The sequence below is a fragment of the Flavobacterium algicola genome (genome assembly GCF_022399565.1).
Lineage (GTDB): Bacteria > Bacteroidota > Bacteroidia > Flavobacteriales > Flavobacteriaceae > Flavobacterium > Flavobacterium algicola.
The window spans coordinates 137,827-157,079 of sequence record NZ_JAJTUT010000006.1 but is presented as its reverse complement, the minus strand read 5'-3'; the positions used below and the strand labels follow the sequence as shown (position 1 = coordinate 157,079).

Annotated in this window: 14 protein-coding genes and 1 riboswitch; of the genes, 5 read left to right on the top strand and 9 right to left on the bottom strand. The window is 35.0% G+C overall.

Annotation, left to right across the window (positions count from 1 at the left end; translation table 11 throughout):
* Positions 1-7: 7 nt before the first annotated feature.
* Complete coding sequence (locus tag LXH21_RS17050; RefSeq protein ID WP_239868794.1) at positions 8-709, bottom strand: phosphoadenylyl-sulfate reductase; 702 nt, start codon at positions 707-709, stop codon at positions 8-10.
* 485 nt (positions 710-1,194) lie between these two features.
* Between LXH21_RS17050 and LXH21_RS17045 the strand changes: the two genes are divergently transcribed.
* Positions 1,195-1,977, top strand: a complete 783-nt coding sequence (locus LXH21_RS17045; RefSeq protein WP_239868792.1) for a sulfite exporter TauE/SafE family protein — start codon at positions 1,195-1,197, stop codon at positions 1,975-1,977.
* Between the two features lie 92 nt (positions 1,978-2,069).
* Here the strand turns inward: LXH21_RS17045 and LXH21_RS17040 are convergent, their stop codons facing one another.
* The 6 genes from LXH21_RS17040 to LXH21_RS17015 all read right to left on the bottom strand — a co-directional run bounded on the left by LXH21_RS17040 (position 2,070) and on the right by LXH21_RS17015 (position 10,584).
* Positions 2,070-2,480 carry an RrF2 family transcriptional regulator gene (locus LXH21_RS17040; RefSeq protein ID WP_239868789.1) on the bottom strand — a complete coding sequence of 137 codons (411 nt, stop codon included), beginning with the start codon at positions 2,478-2,480 and terminating at the stop codon, positions 2,070-2,072.
* Positions 2,481-2,643: 163 nt separating this feature from the next.
* Positions 2,644-3,816: a trans-sulfuration enzyme family protein gene (locus LXH21_RS17035; protein ID WP_239868786.1), complete on the bottom strand. Its 1,173-nt coding sequence runs from the start codon at positions 3,814-3,816 to the stop codon at positions 2,644-2,646.
* Positions 3,817-3,963: 147 nt separating this feature from the next.
* Positions 3,964-4,398, bottom strand: coding sequence for an OsmC family protein (locus LXH21_RS17030; protein ID WP_239868784.1), 435 nt, complete (start codon positions 4,396-4,398; stop codon positions 3,964-3,966).
* Between the two features lie 119 nt (positions 4,399-4,517).
* Positions 4,518-7,904, bottom strand: coding sequence for a bifunctional aspartate kinase/homoserine dehydrogenase I (gene thrA / locus LXH21_RS17025; protein WP_239868880.1), 3,387 nt, complete (start codon positions 7,902-7,904; stop codon positions 4,518-4,520).
* A gap of 78 nt (positions 7,905-7,982) precedes the next feature.
* A riboswitch (SAM riboswitch) is annotated at positions 7,983-8,090 on the bottom strand.
* Between the two features lie 174 nt (positions 8,091-8,264).
* On the bottom strand, positions 8,265-8,465 hold the full coding sequence (locus tag LXH21_RS17020; RefSeq protein WP_239868782.1) for a hypothetical protein: 201 nt from the start codon (positions 8,463-8,465) through the stop codon (positions 8,265-8,267).
* A gap of 844 nt (positions 8,466-9,309) precedes the next feature.
* Positions 9,310-10,584 (bottom strand): O-acetylhomoserine aminocarboxypropyltransferase/cysteine synthase family protein, encoded by a 1,275-nt coding sequence (locus LXH21_RS17015; RefSeq protein ID WP_239868780.1) that lies wholly within the window; start codon positions 10,582-10,584, stop codon positions 9,310-9,312.
* Between the two features lie 466 nt (positions 10,585-11,050).
* Between LXH21_RS17015 and LXH21_RS17010 the strand changes: the two genes are divergently transcribed.
* A complete protein-coding gene (locus LXH21_RS17010; RefSeq protein WP_239868778.1) occupies positions 11,051-12,136 on the top strand; it encodes an endonuclease/exonuclease/phosphatase family protein in 1,086 nt (361 codons plus the stop codon).
* A 16-nt stretch (positions 12,137-12,152) separates the two neighbouring features.
* Here LXH21_RS17010 and LXH21_RS17005 read toward each other — a convergent pair whose 3' ends face one another.
* Together LXH21_RS17005 and LXH21_RS17000 are read right to left on the bottom strand one after the other, a co-directional pair.
* Positions 12,153-13,250: an alkene reductase gene (locus tag LXH21_RS17005; protein WP_239868776.1), complete on the bottom strand. Its 1,098-nt coding sequence runs from the start codon at positions 13,248-13,250 to the stop codon at positions 12,153-12,155.
* Positions 13,251-13,323: 73 nt separating this feature from the next.
* Positions 13,324-13,950, bottom strand: coding sequence for a Crp/Fnr family transcriptional regulator (locus tag LXH21_RS17000; RefSeq protein ID WP_239868774.1), 627 nt, complete (start codon positions 13,948-13,950; stop codon positions 13,324-13,326).
* A gap of 423 nt (positions 13,951-14,373) precedes the next feature.
* Here LXH21_RS17000 and LXH21_RS16995 point away from each other — a divergent pair, with 423 nt between their 5' ends.
* From LXH21_RS16995 to metK, 3 genes are all read left to right on the top strand, one after another.
* Positions 14,374-15,537 (top strand): pyridoxal phosphate-dependent aminotransferase, encoded by a 1,164-nt coding sequence (locus LXH21_RS16995; RefSeq protein ID WP_239868772.1) that lies wholly within the window; start codon positions 14,374-14,376, stop codon positions 15,535-15,537.
* Positions 15,534-17,489, top strand: a complete 1,956-nt coding sequence (locus LXH21_RS16990; RefSeq protein ID WP_239868770.1) for a DsbA family protein — start codon at positions 15,534-15,536, stop codon at positions 17,487-17,489. Before LXH21_RS16995 ends, LXH21_RS16990 begins: the two co-directional genes overlap by 4 nt.
* Before the next feature lie 492 nt (positions 17,490-17,981).
* The gene (metK, locus tag LXH21_RS16985; protein WP_239868767.1) at positions 17,982-19,232 is read left to right on the top strand and encodes a methionine adenosyltransferase; all 1,251 of its coding nucleotides are present in this window, start codon (positions 17,982-17,984) and stop codon (positions 19,230-19,232) included.
* The last annotated feature ends 21 nt before the right edge of the window (positions 19,233-19,253 follow it).

Here is a 19,253-nt window from a genome sequence, read left to right as displayed (position 1 = left end):
ATTTATTTTATTTCGAATGTAAACCACATTCTTTATGGCTTTGTTCCCAGTACCATCTTCCGGCTCTGATATCCTCACCTTCTGCAATTGCTCTCGTACAAGGCGCACAACCTATACTCACGAAACCTTTTTTATGCAAACTATTTTGAGGAACATTATTTAAATCGATATACTGCTGAACTTCCTCTAATGACCATTTCAATAATGGATTGAATTTTATGATTTTGAAATTATCATCATATTCAAATAAATGCAAATCACTTCTGTTGTCTGATTGCTCAGCACGCAATCCTGTAATCCAAACGTCATTCCCTGCTAAAGCTTTTCTCAAAGGCACTACTTTTCGAATAAAACAGCACTCTTTTCTATTCTCTACCGACTCAAAAAAGCTGTTTGGTCCTTTTTTTTCTAGCAATTCTTCCACTGCTTTCGCTTCGGGGAAATACACTTTAATAGGTGTACTGTACTTCTTCTGAGTTCTATGAAAAACATCATAGGTCTCCTGAAACAATCGTCCCGTGTCTAAAGTAAAAATAGTAACAGCCGCTCCACTTTTTTCAATCAAGTCAGTGATTACTTGATCTTCTTGACCGAAAGAAGTAGAAAACACTACTTTATCTTTATATTCAGTAGACAAAAATACAAAGGTTTCCTCAATACTGAAGTCTTTTGTCTTATCTAATAATGATTGAATTATCACTGCACTCATTTGATTTGTTTTTAATTTCAAAACCTATTACCCTATCGGATTAGTAGATTACTCTGCAAAAGTACTACTTATTTTGAAAATACAAAACAAAACAACATCTTTTTGCAGAAGTTTAGCATCGTGAAATTATCAATACATAACCAAAGTGAGTTACTTACACTTCTATAAGACAGCATTTTAGAATAAAATCATGTAATTAGTAGCTCTAATTTGGTGAAAGATCTAAGACAGTGCATTTGCAACGAAGTTTTCTAATTAATAAATAATAGTAATGAATCTAGAGCTACGTATCAACATAAAAAAATAGCAATATATGGATTCTTGATGCTTTTGAGTTATTTGTATTTTCGACTACCGCTAAAAAAGTAAAAAATAAACAACTAACAATCAGTTCTTTAAACGGATAACAAAAATAAATATCATAAACTCTACTAAACCGATAGGATTAATAACAAATAATTTTAACTTTGCAAAAAATTATTATCATGGATTTTCAAGTAGGATTTATTATAGCTGGTTTGGTAGTCGGCTTTGTAGTCGGATTAACAGGAGTTGGTGGTGGCTCACTGATGACTCCGATTTTATTATGGTTTGGAATTCCGCCAACTACAGCAGTAGGTACCGATTTATTATATGCCGCCTTTACAAAAATGGGAGGTGTATTTGTACACCACAGGAAAAGTAATATTAACTGGAAAATTACAGGTTACCTGTCTCTAGGTAGTGTTCCAGCAGCACTTATAACCTTATGGATTCTTGATAGCATCAAGACTGATATCTCAAATATAAACTCGATAATAAAATATAGTTTGGGATGGGCCTTGCTTTTCACATCTGTTGCCGTGGTGTTTAAAAATAAGATTATGAAATACTCTCAAAAACATTCTGGAGATAAATTTCATACTGAAAGTACAACCCAGAATATGTTGACTATTGCCATTGGAGTTTTACTAGGTGCTACTGTAACATTGACATCAATTGGAGCAGGTGCATTGGGTACTGTAACTTTATTTTTCTTGTATCCTTTACTACCTACACCAAAATTAGTAGGAACCGAAATTGCACATGCAGTACCATTAACTCTTGTTGCTGGTTTGGGTCACGCTTCAATGGGAAATTTGGACATTGGTTTGCTTGGTCAATTACTAATAGGTTCTCTTCCTGGAATTTTCTTAGGAAGTATGTTGAGCGGTAAGGTACCTGACTTAATTCTTAGAAATGCAATTGCCATAATGTTATTCTTTGTAGGCTATAAATTAATTTTCTAGAAGCCTGCAAAAATGCTTTGCATCACTTTATAAAAATAAAAATACCCTTTCTATTCAAATAGAAAGGGTATTTTATTTTTATCATCTTTTCTCTAAAAAGCAATATCTGCAAGCGAATTATTTTCTAGAATTTTAAGCGTATTATCTCTCACTTCAGTCATTAGCTTACGTACCGCACAAGTAGCTTCATCGGTACAATCTTCACATTTTTCATAAAAGTTGTGACTAGCGCATGGCAATAAAGCGATAGGTCCTTCGAGAATACGATATACTTTCGCCATATTTATTTCTGATGGTTCTTTGATCAAATAATAGCCTCCACCTTTTCCTTTTTTTGCACCTAGGAAACCTGAGTGACGCAATAATAACAAAATACTTTCCAAAAACTTAGTTGAAATATTTTCAGACTTTGCAATATCAGCAATAGCTACCGGAGTTTGGTTTTCTTGGCGAGCCAAAAAAGTCAACGCTTTGATTCCGTATTTTGTTTTTTTTGAAAGCATTATTTGAGGATTTAAGAATTGATATTTAGGATTTTATAAAAATGGGCAACCCTAATCACAATAAAAACAAAAATATGTCTTTTGAACTAATAAACATAAAGAAAACGATTTTTGATTTACAGAAATCTGCAATCAAAAATCGTTAATCTACAATCTTAAATATTTATAACAATGCTTGCTCCAAATCCGCAATCACATCTGCTACGGTTTCTAAACCTACAGAAACACGTACCAAACCGTCTGTAATACTAACTTTTAAACGTTCGTCTACTGATAATTTGCTATGTGTTGTAGAGGCTGGATGTGTAACTATCGTTCTTGTATCTCCTAAATTTGGTGAAAGCGAACACAATTTTATTTTATTCAAAAATGTTCTTCCTGCTTCTAGTCCTCCTTTAATTTCGAATGCCACAATGTTACCACCTGCTTTCATTTGCTTTTGCGCAATGTCATATTGAGGATGCGATTTCAAGAACGGATATTTCACCTTATTCACATTTGGTTGTGTTTCTAAAAATTCCGCAACTTTCAAAGCATTCTCACAATGTCTGTCCAAACGAATCGCCAATGTTTCTAAACTTTTGGACAAAACCCACGCATTAAATGGCGATAATGATGGCCCCGTAAGACGTGAAAATAAATAGATTTTCTGAATCAATTCTGCGCTTCCTACCGTTACTCCACCTAAAACTCTCCCTTGACCGTCCATCAATTTAGTAGCCGAATGCACGACTAAATGTGCCCCCCATTTGATAGGTTGCTGCAAATAAGGTGTTGCAAAACAGTTGTCGATAATCAAGATCAAATTGTGCTTTTTTGCAATCTCTCCTAGCAATTCCAAATCAATAATATCTACCGCTGGATTGGTTGGTGACTCTGCAAAAAGAATTTTAGTATTTGGCGTAATACAACTTTCAATAGTCTCTGGCTTATCGATATCAAAATAGGTAGTTTCAATTCCCCATTTCGGAAAGTAATTAACAAATAAGGAGTGTGTCGCTCCAAAAACACTACCTGCTGATACAATGTGATCGCCAGACTTTAACAAGGCAGCCAAAGTAGAATACACAGCGGCCATACCAGATGCAAAGGCAAAACCAGTTTCTGCTCCTTCCATTTTGCATACTTTCTCTACAAACTCATTATTGTTTGGGTTGCTGTAACGACTGTATATATTTCTATCCTTCTCATCTGCAAAGGAGGCGCGCATGTCTTCGGCATCTTCAAATACAAAACTTGACGTTAAGTATAACGGCACTGAATGCTCTAAATATTGTGTTCTTTCTAATTGGGTACGTATGGCTTCGGTTTCAAAACCAAATTCTTGTTCGTTCATTTTTTTCTTTTTAACACGAATTGCACACACGAGCGACAGCGAACTGACGAAGTAAATTTGCACGAATTCAGATTATTGTAAATTTCACAAATTGAAAAATTCAAAAGAATTAATTAATCTGTTGTTGTTCTTTTTTAATAAAAAAACTTAGATCTTAGCTAATTCTACTCCATTCAACACAACTTTATAATGTATCGTTGCTGTAGGCTCTAATGTCTTAGAAACGGAACAATATTTATCGAAAGAAAGTTGAGCAGCTTTGGCAGCTTTGTCTTCTTTAATATTTCCTTCTAAAGTGAAAACCAAATAAATATCTTTGAATGGTTTAGCATCACCTACTTGTTGGCGCTCTCCCTCAACCTCAGCTTTAAAAGAGGTTATTTCTTGACGTTGTTTTTTAAGGATCGAAATCATATCGATAGCGCTACATCCTGCAACACCCATTAATACTAACTCCATTGGGCTTGGTCCCATATCATTTCCTCCAAAATCCGGACGCGCATCTACATTTACTATATGTCCACGATCGTTTTTTAATTCGAAGTGGAAATTCTCATTTACTCTGTTTAATGTAATTTTCATTATCTAATGATTTTTTTATTAACCGCTAAGACGCTATGGCGCCAAGTTTATAATTATTTTATGTTTCAATCTTTGCAATATTATTATTTGCTCTAACAAGTTAAATGCTGACCTGAAAACTATCCCTTATCCGAAACTCTCAAAACATCTCCAAAAACCCCTCTTGCAGTTACTGCAGAACCGGCGCCGGCTCCTTGGATTACGATCGGACGATCACCATATGATTCTGTGTATATTTCAAAGAAAGAATCAGATCCTTTCAACCCACCCAAAGCAGTGTCCATTGGAACTGATACTAATTTAACCTCTAGGTTTCCTTTATCGTTTTGCAAGTCTCCAGACAATTCACCTATGTAACGCAGTACGTGATTTGGTTTTTGTTCTGATTTAATTTTGTCGTAAATGGGATCAAATTCTTGCAACTTCGTTAAGAAATCTGCCGCTGATCCTTCACGAAGGTGGTCCGGAATAAGATTCTGAATTTGTACTTCGCTGAACTCATTTTGCAAGTCCAATTCTCTAGCCAAAATCAATAACTTTCTACCTACGTCGTTTCCGCATAAGTCTTCTCTTGGGTCTGGTTCTGTAAAACCACTATCTATAGCTTGACGTAGTATTTCGCTAAATGGAATATCTAAGGCTGAAAAATGATTGAACAAATAACTTAATGTTCCAGAAAAGACTCCTTTGATCTTTGTGATGTTTTCACCAGAAAGATGTAATAATTTGATAGTATCAATCAATGGCAAACCTGCTCCTACGTTGGTTTCGTACAGATAACTTTTTTGATTGGTCTCTAATGTATCTCTCAATTCTTTGTAAAAATCATAACTTAAGGTGTTCGCCACTTTGTTAGACGAAATCAAGTCAAAACCGTTTTGTGCCAGTTTGATATAGTTCTCTACAAAAGCCGCACTTGCTGTATTGTCTACCGCAATTAAGTTGGCCAAGTGATTTTCTTTAGCGTAAGCAATAATATCTTCAATAGTATAAGCAACACCACTATTCTGGAGCTCATTTTTCCAATCTAGAGAAACTCCATGATTATTTAACAAAGCACTCTTAGAATTAGCGATAGCAAAAATGTTTAATTTCACCCCTTTTCTTTTCTCGATGGCATCGGCAGATTCTAGGATTTGATTAATCAAAGTCCCTCCAACTAGTCCATGCCCAAAAATAACAAGGTTGATTTTCTTGGCTACTCCAAAGATTTCACCATGAATAACATTTAGTGCTTTTTTAAGTTCTGTTTTTTGAACTACCAAACTCACATTTTTACCCGTAACCGTGTTATTAAATAAAATAGGAACAATATTATTACGAATCAAAGCCGTGTACGGTTTGTGAAAAGTACTTAAATCTTGACCAATAATCGAAATTACAGATACATTGTCCGTAACCGAAATTTTATTTACATCTTTAGAATAAAAATCATTTTCGAATTCTTTTTCCAATTCAATCATGGCTTTAGTAGCTTGGTCAGCATCTACCACCAAACCAATACCTCTTTCTGAAGATCCTTGCGAAATAATACTCACACTGATGTTGTTGTCTCCCATTACTCTAAAGATACGGGCATCAACTCCCGTTTTCCCGAGTAATCCACGACCTTCAAGATTCACCAATGCAACATTTTCTAATACTGAAAGGGTTTTAATTCCTTCTTTGTTCGAATTACTAGTAATTAATGTTCCTTGATTTTCATTGTTAAATGTATTTAGAATACGCAATGGAATATTTTTCTCTAATAACGGAATGATTGTTTTGGCATGCAAAATATTCGCTCCAAAATTAGCCATCTCATTAGCTTCATTATACGATAAATGCTCAATTTTTTTAGCATCCAAAACCATTTCTGGGTTGGCTGTGTAAATTCCGTCAACGTGTGTATAATTTTGTAATTCTTCCGCATTGATGTAGTTAGCAATCAAAGAAGCAGTATAGTTGCTTCCGTTTCTACCTAATGTGGTTGTTTCGTTCTTAACATTTGAAGCTATAAAACCTGTGATTACTAAAACAACATCTTTATTATCTTTGAAAATCTGAATCACATTTTTCTTCGAAACAGCGTCCAAGGGTTGTGCGTCACCAAAATTAGAATCGGTAACAATCAACTCTCTAGTATCAGCTAACTTAGCCGCAATGCCACGTTTGTTTAGCAGAAAAACTAACAATTTTGCAGATACTAATTCTCCTTGTGCTAAAATTTGGTCTTGGATCTTGGCGCTGAAATCGCCTATCAAACTTACACCTTCAAATAATTTATCAAGCTTCTCGAATTCTTGTGAAAAATCGACCGCTTCAAAGCCATCTTTTTGATACGTTTTGAAACTTTCTAGTAAAGGCTTGTAATTCCCATTTTTGGCAGCGATGGTTAAAATATCATCAAGTTCATCAGTCGCATTTCCTCTAGCAGAAACAACAATCGCAATTTTTTCATTTTGCTTAATTTTACCAACTACAATATCCAATACTTTGTTTATACCTTCACCGTTGGCTAAAGATTTACCGCCAAATTTTACTATTTTCATCTGTTTTTTATTTTTAAAAACAACTTCTAACAAATTGTCTAATTGCTCGTACTCCATTAAGAAAGCATCGTGCCCATGTTGGGAATCAATCTCACTGTAGAATACATTATTTTTGAATTTCTTAATCTCGTTGTAAGTATCTTTATTCTCTTTTGCTGTAAAAAACAAGTCTGAATTAATACCTACGATATATATATTGGCATCTACCTTTGAAATCACCGACTCTAGTGACTCACGGTTGCGTGTGATGTCAATCGTTTTAAGCAGTTGGTTCATCATTTTGTATGCAGATAGCTGAAAACGCTTTCCTAATTTTTCACCATGATAATTCAACCAACTTTCAACTTGAAAGGTCTCTAGCTGCTCGGTAGTATGCCTATTAAATTTTTCTTTGAAGGATTCGGGCGTACGGTAGCATAGCATAGCATGTATGCGGGCATCCTCAATCGGTTTTTTAGAATTGTTAAGGATTTGCTCTTGCAAAAAGCAATTAGCAATTAACCAGTCAGTCGATTTCCAGTCGGTTGCAATCGGAATAAAGTTTTGCGCTAATTTTGGTTCTAATGCCAAAATTTCCCAAGCAATTCCGCCGCCAACAGAGCCACCAATGAGAGCAAATAAATTATCGATTTTTAGAAAGCGAAGACCTTCAATAAAAATTTTAGCAATATCTCTAGCTATAAAATCATGATAATTCTCTATGATCACCGAGTTGAACCCATTGCCAGGAACATCAAATGATACAATTGTATACTTCCTAACTTCAATAGTTTTATCTATCCCTACCAAGTCATTCCACCACCCTGTTTCGCCAATCACTTGTGAATTTCCTGTTAAGGCATGATTGATCAAAATAATTGGAGCAGTATGTAATGGCGCACCAAAAATTTGATACGAGAGGTCCAGAGTTGGATATTTTGCACCGTTTTCGGTAACAAAATTAGATATAGTAAGATTCAATGGTTTATTTTCCAACTTCAAATCGAGTTATTAATGATTTTATGGAAATATTATAAGGGAAAGAAAGAGTTGCATAAACTAGCAGAGTTTGCGTTGTTATCATTCCACAGAGTTTGTGGTAGAATGCAGCACCTTCTTCGATGAATCGAAGGGTTGCTAAGGCTTCATCGGGTCTAATCCCTCGTCCTTTCTTTATAACATTTCAATACGTTTATGAACATTTAATATGCAAAGAAACTATTATTTTTTTAAACAAACAAATTTTGCTCTACGAGATTTCAAACCTAAGAGCCGTATAAACAGAAACGCAAGTACCAACTGAACAAAATCACTCAGAGAACACTTGCGTTACATTCTAATTTTTCAAAAGACTTATTATATAAATAGTGTTTCATTTTCCTTAGAGTACATTAATAATAATGTGTCTACCACATTTTTTTGGTTTTTGAATTTGGCTCCTGCTGTGATTCCAAATCTAGTATTCGTTAACTCTTCAGTTGTTCCAGCTTCTACACGGCTACCTCTCCTGCCCCTTAATAAATTGATTGCTCCTGTGATGATTCTTCTTGTTCTCATAATGATTGTTTTTACTTGTGTTACTTTATTTAATGATTGTTTCTATTGTTGTTTGTTATTCTTTCCATTTTTTATACAAAAAAACCCTTTTGGGTTTGATGCCAAAAGGGTTTACTATAATTATAAACGTTTCTTTTGGGTATCAACAGGCAGGTTTCTGTGTACAAAACACAGCAACCGATTCCATCTTAAATTTTTTAATTGTAATTATAACCATGGTATTTTAATTGAATTATAATAATTGCTTTTTAAACAAAAAAGCCTCCTGATTTCTCAGGAGGCTTTTGCTATATTTTAATCTTACTTGACTATATAATTATGCAATCGCACTCCTGCGGTTTGTCTTAAATTGGACCATCGATTTCTTACAAGTAATGAATTTCATTTTTGTTTTATTTTTGTTCCACAAAGATATAAAATAATCTCAGTTGTCAACTATTTTTTTAAAGAAATTTAACCTCAATCACACTAATTAACAGTTAATTGTATAAAAACTATCAAATTTTATTATCATCATTAAAAAACAAATCATATAAGAGCTTTTTCTTCAAATTCCTTTTAAAATTTCTCTATTCCACTCCGATTGATTTGACAGCTCAAAGATACATTCAAAATCAAATTTATATGTTAAGCCAGTTTTAATTTAAGGTGAATATTAGATCTTTAATTTGCCTTTTGGACGAGTCAGATTCATTGAAGTTATAACGCACTTAAAGAGAAAAAAGGTATTGAACACTTTTGTATAAAAAACGTTTCAACACCTTTTTGATAGATTCCATTTTTGGTAAATAGTTAATTCTCAAATTTATCCAATTGCAAACTTATTTTTTATTCAACCTCTATGTTATAAAGTTTCGAAAACTGCTTTTAAATCAGCTTTTAAGTCTTCTACATTTTCAAGTCCAACAGAAAGTCTGATTAAATCTTTTGAGACACCCGATGTTAATTGATTCTCTTCTGATAATTGTTGGTGCGTTGTACTTGATGGGTGAATGATCAGTGATTTTGTATCTCCGATATTTGCTAGCAAGGAGAATAATTTAGTTTCATCTGCTACTTTTTTAGCAGCTTCAAATCCTCCTTTTAAACCGAAGGTTAATAAACCATTTTGCCCATTTGGCAGGTATTCTTGAGCCAAGTCATAATATTTACTTGATTTTAAGCCAGGATAATTTACCCAAGCAACTTGTTCTTGTTCTTCCAACCATTGCGCTATTGCAAGACCATTTTCACTATGTCGTTGTACACGCACAGATAATGTTTCTAAACCTTGAATTATCTGAAATGCATTCAACGGACTTAAAGCTGCTCCGAAATCACGTAATCCTTCTATTCGAACTTTAGCAATAAAAGCCGCTGCACCCAGAGCATCGTGATAAACTAAACCATGATAACCTGCATTTGGCTCTGTAAATTCTGGAAAACGACCACTACTCCAGTCAAAAGTACCAGCATCAATAACAGCACCACCTAATGAGGTTCCGTTTCCGCAAATGTATTTTGTTAGCGAATGGATTACAATATTTGCTCCATGTGCAATAGGATTTAATAACGCAGGCGAAGGCACTGTATTATCAACCATAAAAGGTACTTTCAATTTTTTGGCTACAACTGCAATAGCTTTTAAGTCTAAAACATCCAATTTTGGATTTCCAAGACTTTCGACAAAAATCACTTTGGTATTCTCATTCGCTGCATTTTCAAAATTTGCTGCATCAGAAGGATCTACAAAAGTGGTTGTAATTCCTAATCTAGGTAAAGTAGAACTTAATAAATTAAAGGTTCCACCATATAAACTACTAGATGCTACAATATGATCACCTGTTTTTAGAATTGTCAACAAAGACGTTGCAATCGCCGCTGTACCAGATGCAGTTACTACAGCTGCAATTCCGCCTTCTAATGCCGCTAAGCGCTGCTCCAGAATATCATTGGTTGGATTATTTAAACGTGTGTAAATAAAACCTGCCTCTGCCAAACCGAACAAATTTGCTGCATGTTCTGAATTATTAAAAACATACGAGGATGTTTGATAAATAGGCACCGCTCGTGTTCCTGCATGTTTTGTTACATCGTGTCCGGCGTGAAGTGCATTGGTTTCAAATTTCAAAGTGCTCATTGTGTATTTATTTATGATTAGTAAAAGTTCAAAAAAAAAGCCTTCCAATTTCTCGGGAGGCTTTGCTATATCAATGTAACTCAGTTTAAGCAATAGTAAGACTCCAGAAAAATTTCCGTTTGGTCATGCACATTGTAAATTGAGTAGAATTCATTTTTTATCATTTGAAAACCAAATTTCCTAAACTAATTCCAATTTTCCTAATCATTTTTTGATTTATTAACATTTAGAAAGATAATTTCAAATTACTCCTATTACTATAAAGTATCAAACCTTTTTTCTGCGACAGTTCTGCTTTATATATATCAATAAGATTTTGAAAGCTTCATCTAAAAAAGCAATAGTAATATATTGTATCTTGCATCTAAAAGAATTAAATCCAATCGCAAATAGCAATCGCAATTTTTCCTTTCAAGATTTCTATTTTAAAAAAGAGAGCGGAACTTACAAGAATATTAAGCCAATTATGTCAATTACACTATTAATTTGTACAATCCTCACGGTACTTGTTACACTTTTGCCCTTATCAAAAAACAAGCACTGGATCATAAGAAGTATGGATTTCCCACGTCTACAAATTATGATTTTCGCATTGGCTTTGTTAGCGTGTCTTTTTATTTTCTCTGATGTAGAAAAAGCGGAAACTTTAATTATGATCTCCGTTACTGGCTTTTGCCTCTTATATCAATTATGGTGGATCTTACCTTATACAATTCTGTGGTCAAAAGAAGTCAAGTCCTGTAAGGAACCTGATAAAAATAACCAAATTAGCTTTATCACCTCAAATGTACTTACTCCTAATAAAAATGCTGAAGCCCTAATTTCTTTGGTACAAGAGTACCGACCCGATATACTCATAACTTCTGAAACCGATTTGTGGTGGGAAAATCAACTTGAGGTTCTAGAAAAACAAATGCCCCACACTATAAAATGTCCTCTCGACAATCTTTACGGCATGCACTTATATTCAAGATTACCTTTACATGACGGAACTATATCATTTTTAATCGAAAATGATGTGCCCTCCATACATGTAACAATCGAATTGCGATCAGGAGAAAAAATTCGTGCACATTTTCTTCATCCTGCTCCGCCGAGTCCGACTGAAAATGAAGAATCTACTGAACGTGATGCAGAATTGATTTTGGTAGCTAAGACAGTTTCCAAAACCGACGAACCAGTGGTAGTGACAGGAGATTTGAATGATGTAGCTTGGTCTTCCACGACAAGACTCTTCCGTAAAATTAGTGGCCTATTAGATCCTAGAATAGGACGCGGAATGTTTAATACTTTCCATGTACAATTTCCTTTATCAAGATGGCCGATGGATCATGTATTTCATAGTAAGCACTTTACTTTACACGCTATCAAGCGATTACCATCTATTGGTTCAGATCACTTTCCTCTATATACATCATTAGCGTTTTCCCCGCAGGAAAACGCTAATGATGCAGGCCTAGATGCAGACTCTGAGGATCAGGAAAGAGCAAATGAGAGTATTAACGAAACAGTTAATGGTACAACCAATAAAACTGAAACTAATAAAATCTAATTTACTCTATATTTAATTATTTAGAAATGGCTGGGTAATCAGTATAACCTTCTTTCCCTGCAGTATAGAATGTGTTTTCATCCCAAGTAGCAATTTCTAAATCTTGCTCGAAACGGCCAACTAAATCTGGGTTAGAAATATATGGTTTTCCAAAAGCTACCAAATCGGCTAGACCATCGGCGATAACTTTATCTCCTTTTTCTTTATCGAATGCAGTATTAATCATAAGCGTTCCATTATACAATGGACGGAAATGTTTGGCAATTTCGGTCACTGCAAAAGGAACTTCAGATACGTCTGTAAAAGGTTCTGATAAGTGAACGTAAGCCAGATTGTAATCGTTTAATTTTTTGATGATATATTCGAAAGTGGGAATTGTTTGCTCATCAACTTCCATCCCAAATAAACCATGACAAGATGGATTAAAACGTGCCCCAATTTTTTCTTGTGGAATAACTTCTTTCATAGCATCCAAAACCTCAAAGAAGAATCGCGCTCTGTTTTCTATACTTCCTCCGTACTCATCTGTTCTCGTATTTGAGCAACCATTGAAGAATTGTTGAAACAAATAACCATTTGAAGAGTGAATTTCAACTCCGTCAAAACCTGCTTCAATTGCATTTTGACCTGCTTTTTGAAAATCTTTTACCGTTCTTTTGATATCTTCAATTGTCAATTCTTTTGGAGTTACCGTGTCTTTGAAACCTTCATAGGTAAATGACTTCGCATTTGGATTAATCGCAGAAGCCGAAACTGGTAAAGCACCATTATGAAAGTCAGGGTGAGAAACACGACCAACATGCCATAACTGAATAAAAATCTTACCTCCCTTATCGTGCACACGCTTGGTTACTTTTTTCCAACCTTCAACTTGTTCATCTGTATAAATCCCTGGAGTATTGATGTATCCTACTGCCTCCGCTGAAACTTGCGAACCTTCTGTAATTAATAATCCACCAGATGCTCTTTGCTCATAATATAATCCTTGAAATTCATCTGTTGCTACGTTTCCTTCATTTGCCGCTCTACTACGGGTCATCGGTGCCATAACAACTCTGTTTTTTAAATTAAGGTTATCGCTGTTATATGGTGTCAATAAATTTTCTTTGCTCATGTTCTTATTTTTATAAATTGCTATACTTACAAAATTAAAAAATCTAAAAAGGAAATTAATTGATATGGATCAATTAGGAGATCTTTAACTTTTGCCTAACCCTACTTAAATTTTCTGGAGATACCCCGAGGTAATTGGCAATATCGTAGTTAGCAACTCTGTTTTCTATATTCGAATAGGAAGTACAGAACTCGACATAACGTTCTTGCGTATTTTTTTCTTGCGCAGACAGAATGCGCTTGCGCTGTGATATAAAAGCTTCGGTTACTAAAATTCGAAAATAACGTTCAAAAATAGGCGCTTTTTCAAAAACCTTATTTAGCTTACTACTTTCTATCGAAAGTAATTGAGAATCTTCAACAGCTTCAATATAAATGCTCGACGTACCCTCATTGTAGAAAGCATCAAAATCTCCTACCCACCAATTTTCAACAGCAAATTGTATGATGTGCTTATTGCCTCGATTATCCATGTAATAAGCTTTCAAACATCCTTTGACTACAAAAAATTCCTCTGTGACATGATGGCCGGGCTGAAGCAAATAGGCACCTTTTGCAATAGTAACTTCATTAAGCACATTATTGAATAGTACCAAATCATTCTCTGTTGCACTGATGTGCTTTTTGACGTGATTGTTTATCGAATGCTGCATTGTACAAATATCATAAAATGATTCTCTTTTTACAATACCTAATAACATGATTTTTCTATAAATTCTATGTCCTAAATTTGAAAAATTAAGATATTACGGAATTAATAGTATAGAAGAAAATGCTATTATTTTCCCAAGGCTGCGTGAGTGGTAGCAGTAAAAAGCCCGCAGACCTGTGAAACGTGAGTGGAACAGGTTGAGGACTTGTAGCGTATAACACGACAACTGTGTTTAAATGAGCTCATCTACTCAAACTTTATGGCTCATTTGAACACAGTTGGCACGCCCAAAAACATTTAAAGAAAGCGTAACACTAAATAATTGAGATAAAATACATTAAAGACTAATTTTGCTTGCATTTACAGCAGAGAAATAGCTTCTAGACATACAATAATTGATAAAAAACCTTTATTTTTGAGAAGCGTAATTGATCTTTCAAAGCGTCTAAAAATCTCAAACCTACCTAAAACAATGTTTCAAAACAATTCAATCGATTTTGATTTACTTAAAAAACGAGCCTATAATTTAAGATGGGCCACTGTTCCCCAAGGCGTCATACCGTTAACTGCCGCAGATCCTGACTTTAAAAGTGCTCCTGAAATTGCCGAGGCGATCTCTAAATTTGCCAAGGACCGCTACTTTTGCTATACACCTCCAGAAGGACTTCCGGAGTTTAAGGAGAGTATTGCAACCTATTTTCAAGAACGTCGCAATGTTCCTGTTCAGCCAGAATTTGCATTTCCTGTCGATAGTGCCGCTTTTGGAATTTATTTGACTTGCAAAGCTTTCTTATCTATTGGTGATGAAGCTATAATATTTGATCCTGTTGATTTTTTATTTCGATATTCGATAGAAAATGTAGGCGGAAAAGCGATTCCGTTTGCTATACCAGCCGGAACACACGACCTTGATTTTACAGAATTGGAAAAATTAATTACCAAACGCACCAAAATGATTTGTTTGTGTAATCCGCTCAATCCAACTGGAAAAGTATTTACTAAAGGTGAACTCACAAAACTTGGAGAGATTGCCTGCAAATACAATCTAATTATCCTTTCTGACGAAATATGGAGTGATATCATTTTTAAACCTGCCGTATTTACGAGCATCGCTTCGATTAATGAACAAATTCGAAATCAAACTATAACTATTACTGGTTTTAGTAAATCTTACGGACTTGCAGGTTTGCGCATAGGAGCTGTCATAGCACACAATCAAAATCACTTTAATTTACTAATGGATGTTTCTTTGCATAATTCTACTGTGCATGGCGCAACCGTTTTATCACAAGTTGCTGCTACTGCAGCATTGAACGAATGTGGATATTACCTAGATAATTTTGTCACGCACCTCACAAAAATCCGCTCATTAATTGTGACCGAGTTAAATAGTATTCCTGGTTTTAATTGCGTGGCGCCAGAAGGTTGTTATGTAGCATTTACCAATATTACAAAGACAAACAAGACGAGTCAAGAAATTTATGAACTCTTGCTGAAAGAGGCAAAAGTGGCAGTAGTACCAGGACTCAAACAGTGGTTTGGAGAAGGTGCCGAAGGCCATATACGAATGAGTTTTGCCAGCTCGGAAGAAGTAATTATGGAGGCGATGAACAGAATTAAAACTGTTATAAAATGAAGGCGGTAATTATAGGAGGTGGAATAGCCGGTATGACTATGGCACTTTTACTTCGAAAAGAAAATTGGGAGGTTGTCATTAATGAGCGTTCTCCGGGTATGCTTAATCAAGGTCATGCTTTCTTAATGAGCGCCGATGGTTTATCGATCTTATCAGCATTTTCAAAAGAGCAGAATTGTTCACTCCACAAACAAAATGTCAATTTGTTTAGCTTGAAAAGACCAGACGGCGATGAAGATATTCGAATTAAATTGGACGGCTGGCACTGCATGAAACGTGTTGACCTTATCACTTATTTGTACTCTTTTTTCTCAAAAGATAAGTTAAAGATGGGACGTGTTTTTTCTCATTTTTTATACGAAAATAATAAAGCTACAGCTGCAGTCTTTGCCAATGGCGAAATAGAATATGGTGACATTTTTATTGGTGCTGATGGCAGCAATTCTACAGTAAGACAAGCTCTTTTTGGAAAAGTAGCTTTTACTCCTGTAGAGGTCAACGAAATTGTCGGAATTTCGAAAAAAAGAGCTATAAATGATCCTGAGAAAGTTATTTTTCAAAAATATCAAAGTAAGGTCAAAGGTTTGGCATTTGGATATATCCCTGCTTCTTGTGAAGAATCGGTTTGGTTTATGCAATATGATGTAAATCTTGCTAATGGAGATGAAGGCAAAAGTCCCGAAGCACTACGTGATTTTTGTTATGACCTGCTGAAAGAATTTCCAGATGAGGTGGGTGAAGTACTAGACGCCAATGATTTTAGCACCACCTACATTTGGAAAACAAGGGATTTTGATACCCTTCCCTCTTTTCACAAAGAAAATGTAGTTTTGATTGGTGATGCAGCACATCTCGCTGTACCGTTTACAAGTGCAGGAACCACCAATGCACTTCTTGATGCCCAGACACTCACAAAAGCACTAGTAACTTCTAAATCAATTACAACCGCTTTTGAAACTTTTTACCAAAAACGTTATGCCGATCTTACAAATCATTTGGAACAAGGACGTTTATTAAAACAGATATTCTTGAATCCCGAAGAGCATAGTGAAAGAGGGTACATTCTACCTCTAGTAAGCGACAAAGACAAAAAAGAATCTGAGGAGCATAAGCCACTTAAAATTACTTATTTCACAGATCCAATCTGCTCTACTTGTTGGGTTATTCAACCTGTATTAAGGAAACTAAAATTGGAATACGGCGCCTATCTTGACATACATTATCTCATGGGTGGCTTACTACCATCATGGGACAACTACGAGCGAGGAGTGATAAAAAATCCAGCCGATGCCGCCAAACACTGGGAAGAAGTGAGTAAGCATCACAATACTCCACTAGACGGTGATATATGGACCGACGATCCTTTGGATTCCTCCTACCCGCCGTCAATTGCTTTTAAAGCAGCACAAATTCAGAGTAATGATAAAGCTATTTCCTTTTTGAGACGTCTTCAAGAAAAAATATTTATAGAAAAAAAGAATATTAGTAAGTGGCCCGTAATTGAAAAAGCGGCATTAACCTGCGGGCTAGACTCAGCTCTGCTCTTAAAAGACATTCAAGGAAAAGGTTTAGGACTTTTTCATGAAGATCTTGATTATGCGGAAGAATTAAATGTAACTGCTTTTCCAACAATCTTATTTTCTATCGAAGGCGAAATCAAAGCAACTTTATCTGGTTTACAGTCTTATGAAAAATTTGAAGCTACTATAAGAGAGTTTTTACCTAATGTTACTAGCAAAAGTATCAATCTTAGTCCTGAGCAACTGTTTGAACGTTTTAACAACATGACCGAATCGGAATTTGCATTTATAACCAATCGAACAGCAGAAGACACCAACTTGATTATGACCGAATTATTTGAAGATGGTATCATCGAAAAATACGATAGTAAAAATGGATTGGTTTGGAGATATGCCGCGCTGGCTACAGATGGCAAAAGTGGGGTATGCTAATCGTGATAAATGAGTAAATTCTCAACACCCAATAAAAATAACATAAGTTTTAAAATCTTAAAGTCAGTTGGCGACAATATCGTTTCAACTGGCTTTTTGACTTATGAATAACTTAGTTTAGGGAACTAATTTTGCTCTGTTTATTTTGGCAACCTACTCTAGATTACCTGCACTCTAATACATATACTATTTAAAAATTACAACTCATTTTGAGGAAGGTGGCATCTTAATACTTCGAGGGAAAGTATAAAATGTAAAAGTTTTTAATTTAAAAAATAAGTTAAGAATAATTTGCAATCCAAAATCGTTTCATACCTTTGCACCTCAAAATACAGAGGAAAAATTTGAACTGATTGCAACCTCTTCATAATGAACCTTGTTCATTGTGAGTGCCAAATAAATTTTTGGTAGAAAAAATGCTAAAGCAGATACTCTCCTTTAGTCCGTTTTTGCAATTATTTTTCCTCGCTTAATTTTAAAAAATTATATATTATGGCTTATTTATTTACGTCAGAATCTGTGAGCGAAGGACATCCAGATAAGATTGCAGACCAAATTTCAGACGCATTAATTGATAACTTTTTAGCATTTGATGCTGACTCAAAAGTAGCTTGTGAGACTCTTGTTACTACTGGTCAGGTGATTCTTGCTGGTGAAGTAAAATCGAATACCTATCTTGATGTTCAACAAATTGCACGTGATGTAATTAAGAGAATTGGTTACACAAAGAGCGAATATATGTTTGAAGCAGATTCTTGTGGTATCCTATCGGCTATTCACGAGCAATCGGCAGACATTAACCAAGGTGTTGACCGTTCTAGCCCAGAAGAGCAAGGTGCAGGTGACCAAGGAATGATGTTTGGTTACGCTACAAACGAAACTGAAAACTATATGCCATTGGCATTAGACTTATCACATAGTTTACTAAAAGAATTGGCTATCCTAAGACGCGAAAACAAGGAGATTCCTTATTTACGTCCCGATGCTAAATCACAAGTGACTTTGGAATACAGCGATGATAATGTTCCTGTACGTATTGAAGCAATTGTAATCTCTACGCAGCATGATGATTTTGATGAAGAACAAGCAATGCTTGCAAAAATCAAAAAAGATATTGTTGAAATATTGATTCCTAGAATCATTGCAAAAAACCCTAAAATTGCACATTTGTTTAATGATAAAATTCAATACCACATTAACCCAACGGGTAAATTTGTGATTGGAGGTCCTCACGGAGACACTGGTTTAACTGGTAGAAAAATTATCGTTGATACTTATGGTGGTAAAGGTGCTCACGGTGGTGGTGCTTTCTCTGGTAAAGATCCAAGTAAAGTAGATAGAAGTGCTGCTTATGCAACACGTCATATTGCAAAAAACTTAGTAGCTGCTGGTGTTGCCGATGAAATATTGGTACAAGTATCCTATGCTATTGGAGTAGCAAAACCTATGGGAATCTTTATTGAAACTTATGGTAAATCAAAAGTTAACTTAACTGATGGAGAAATTGCGAAGAAAGTTGAAGCTATCTTTGATATGCGTCCGTACTTTATTGAGCAACGTTTGAAATTAAGAAATCCAATTTACAGCGAAACTGCTGCATACGGACACATGGGACGTACGCCAGAAACAGTTTCTAAAACATTCTCAGCTCCAGGTGGTTTGACAAAAACTGTGGAAGTAGAATTGTTTACTTGGGAAAAACTAGACTTTGTTGATCAAGTAAAAGCAGCTTTTGGATTGTAATTCTAAGTTGTAATAATTACA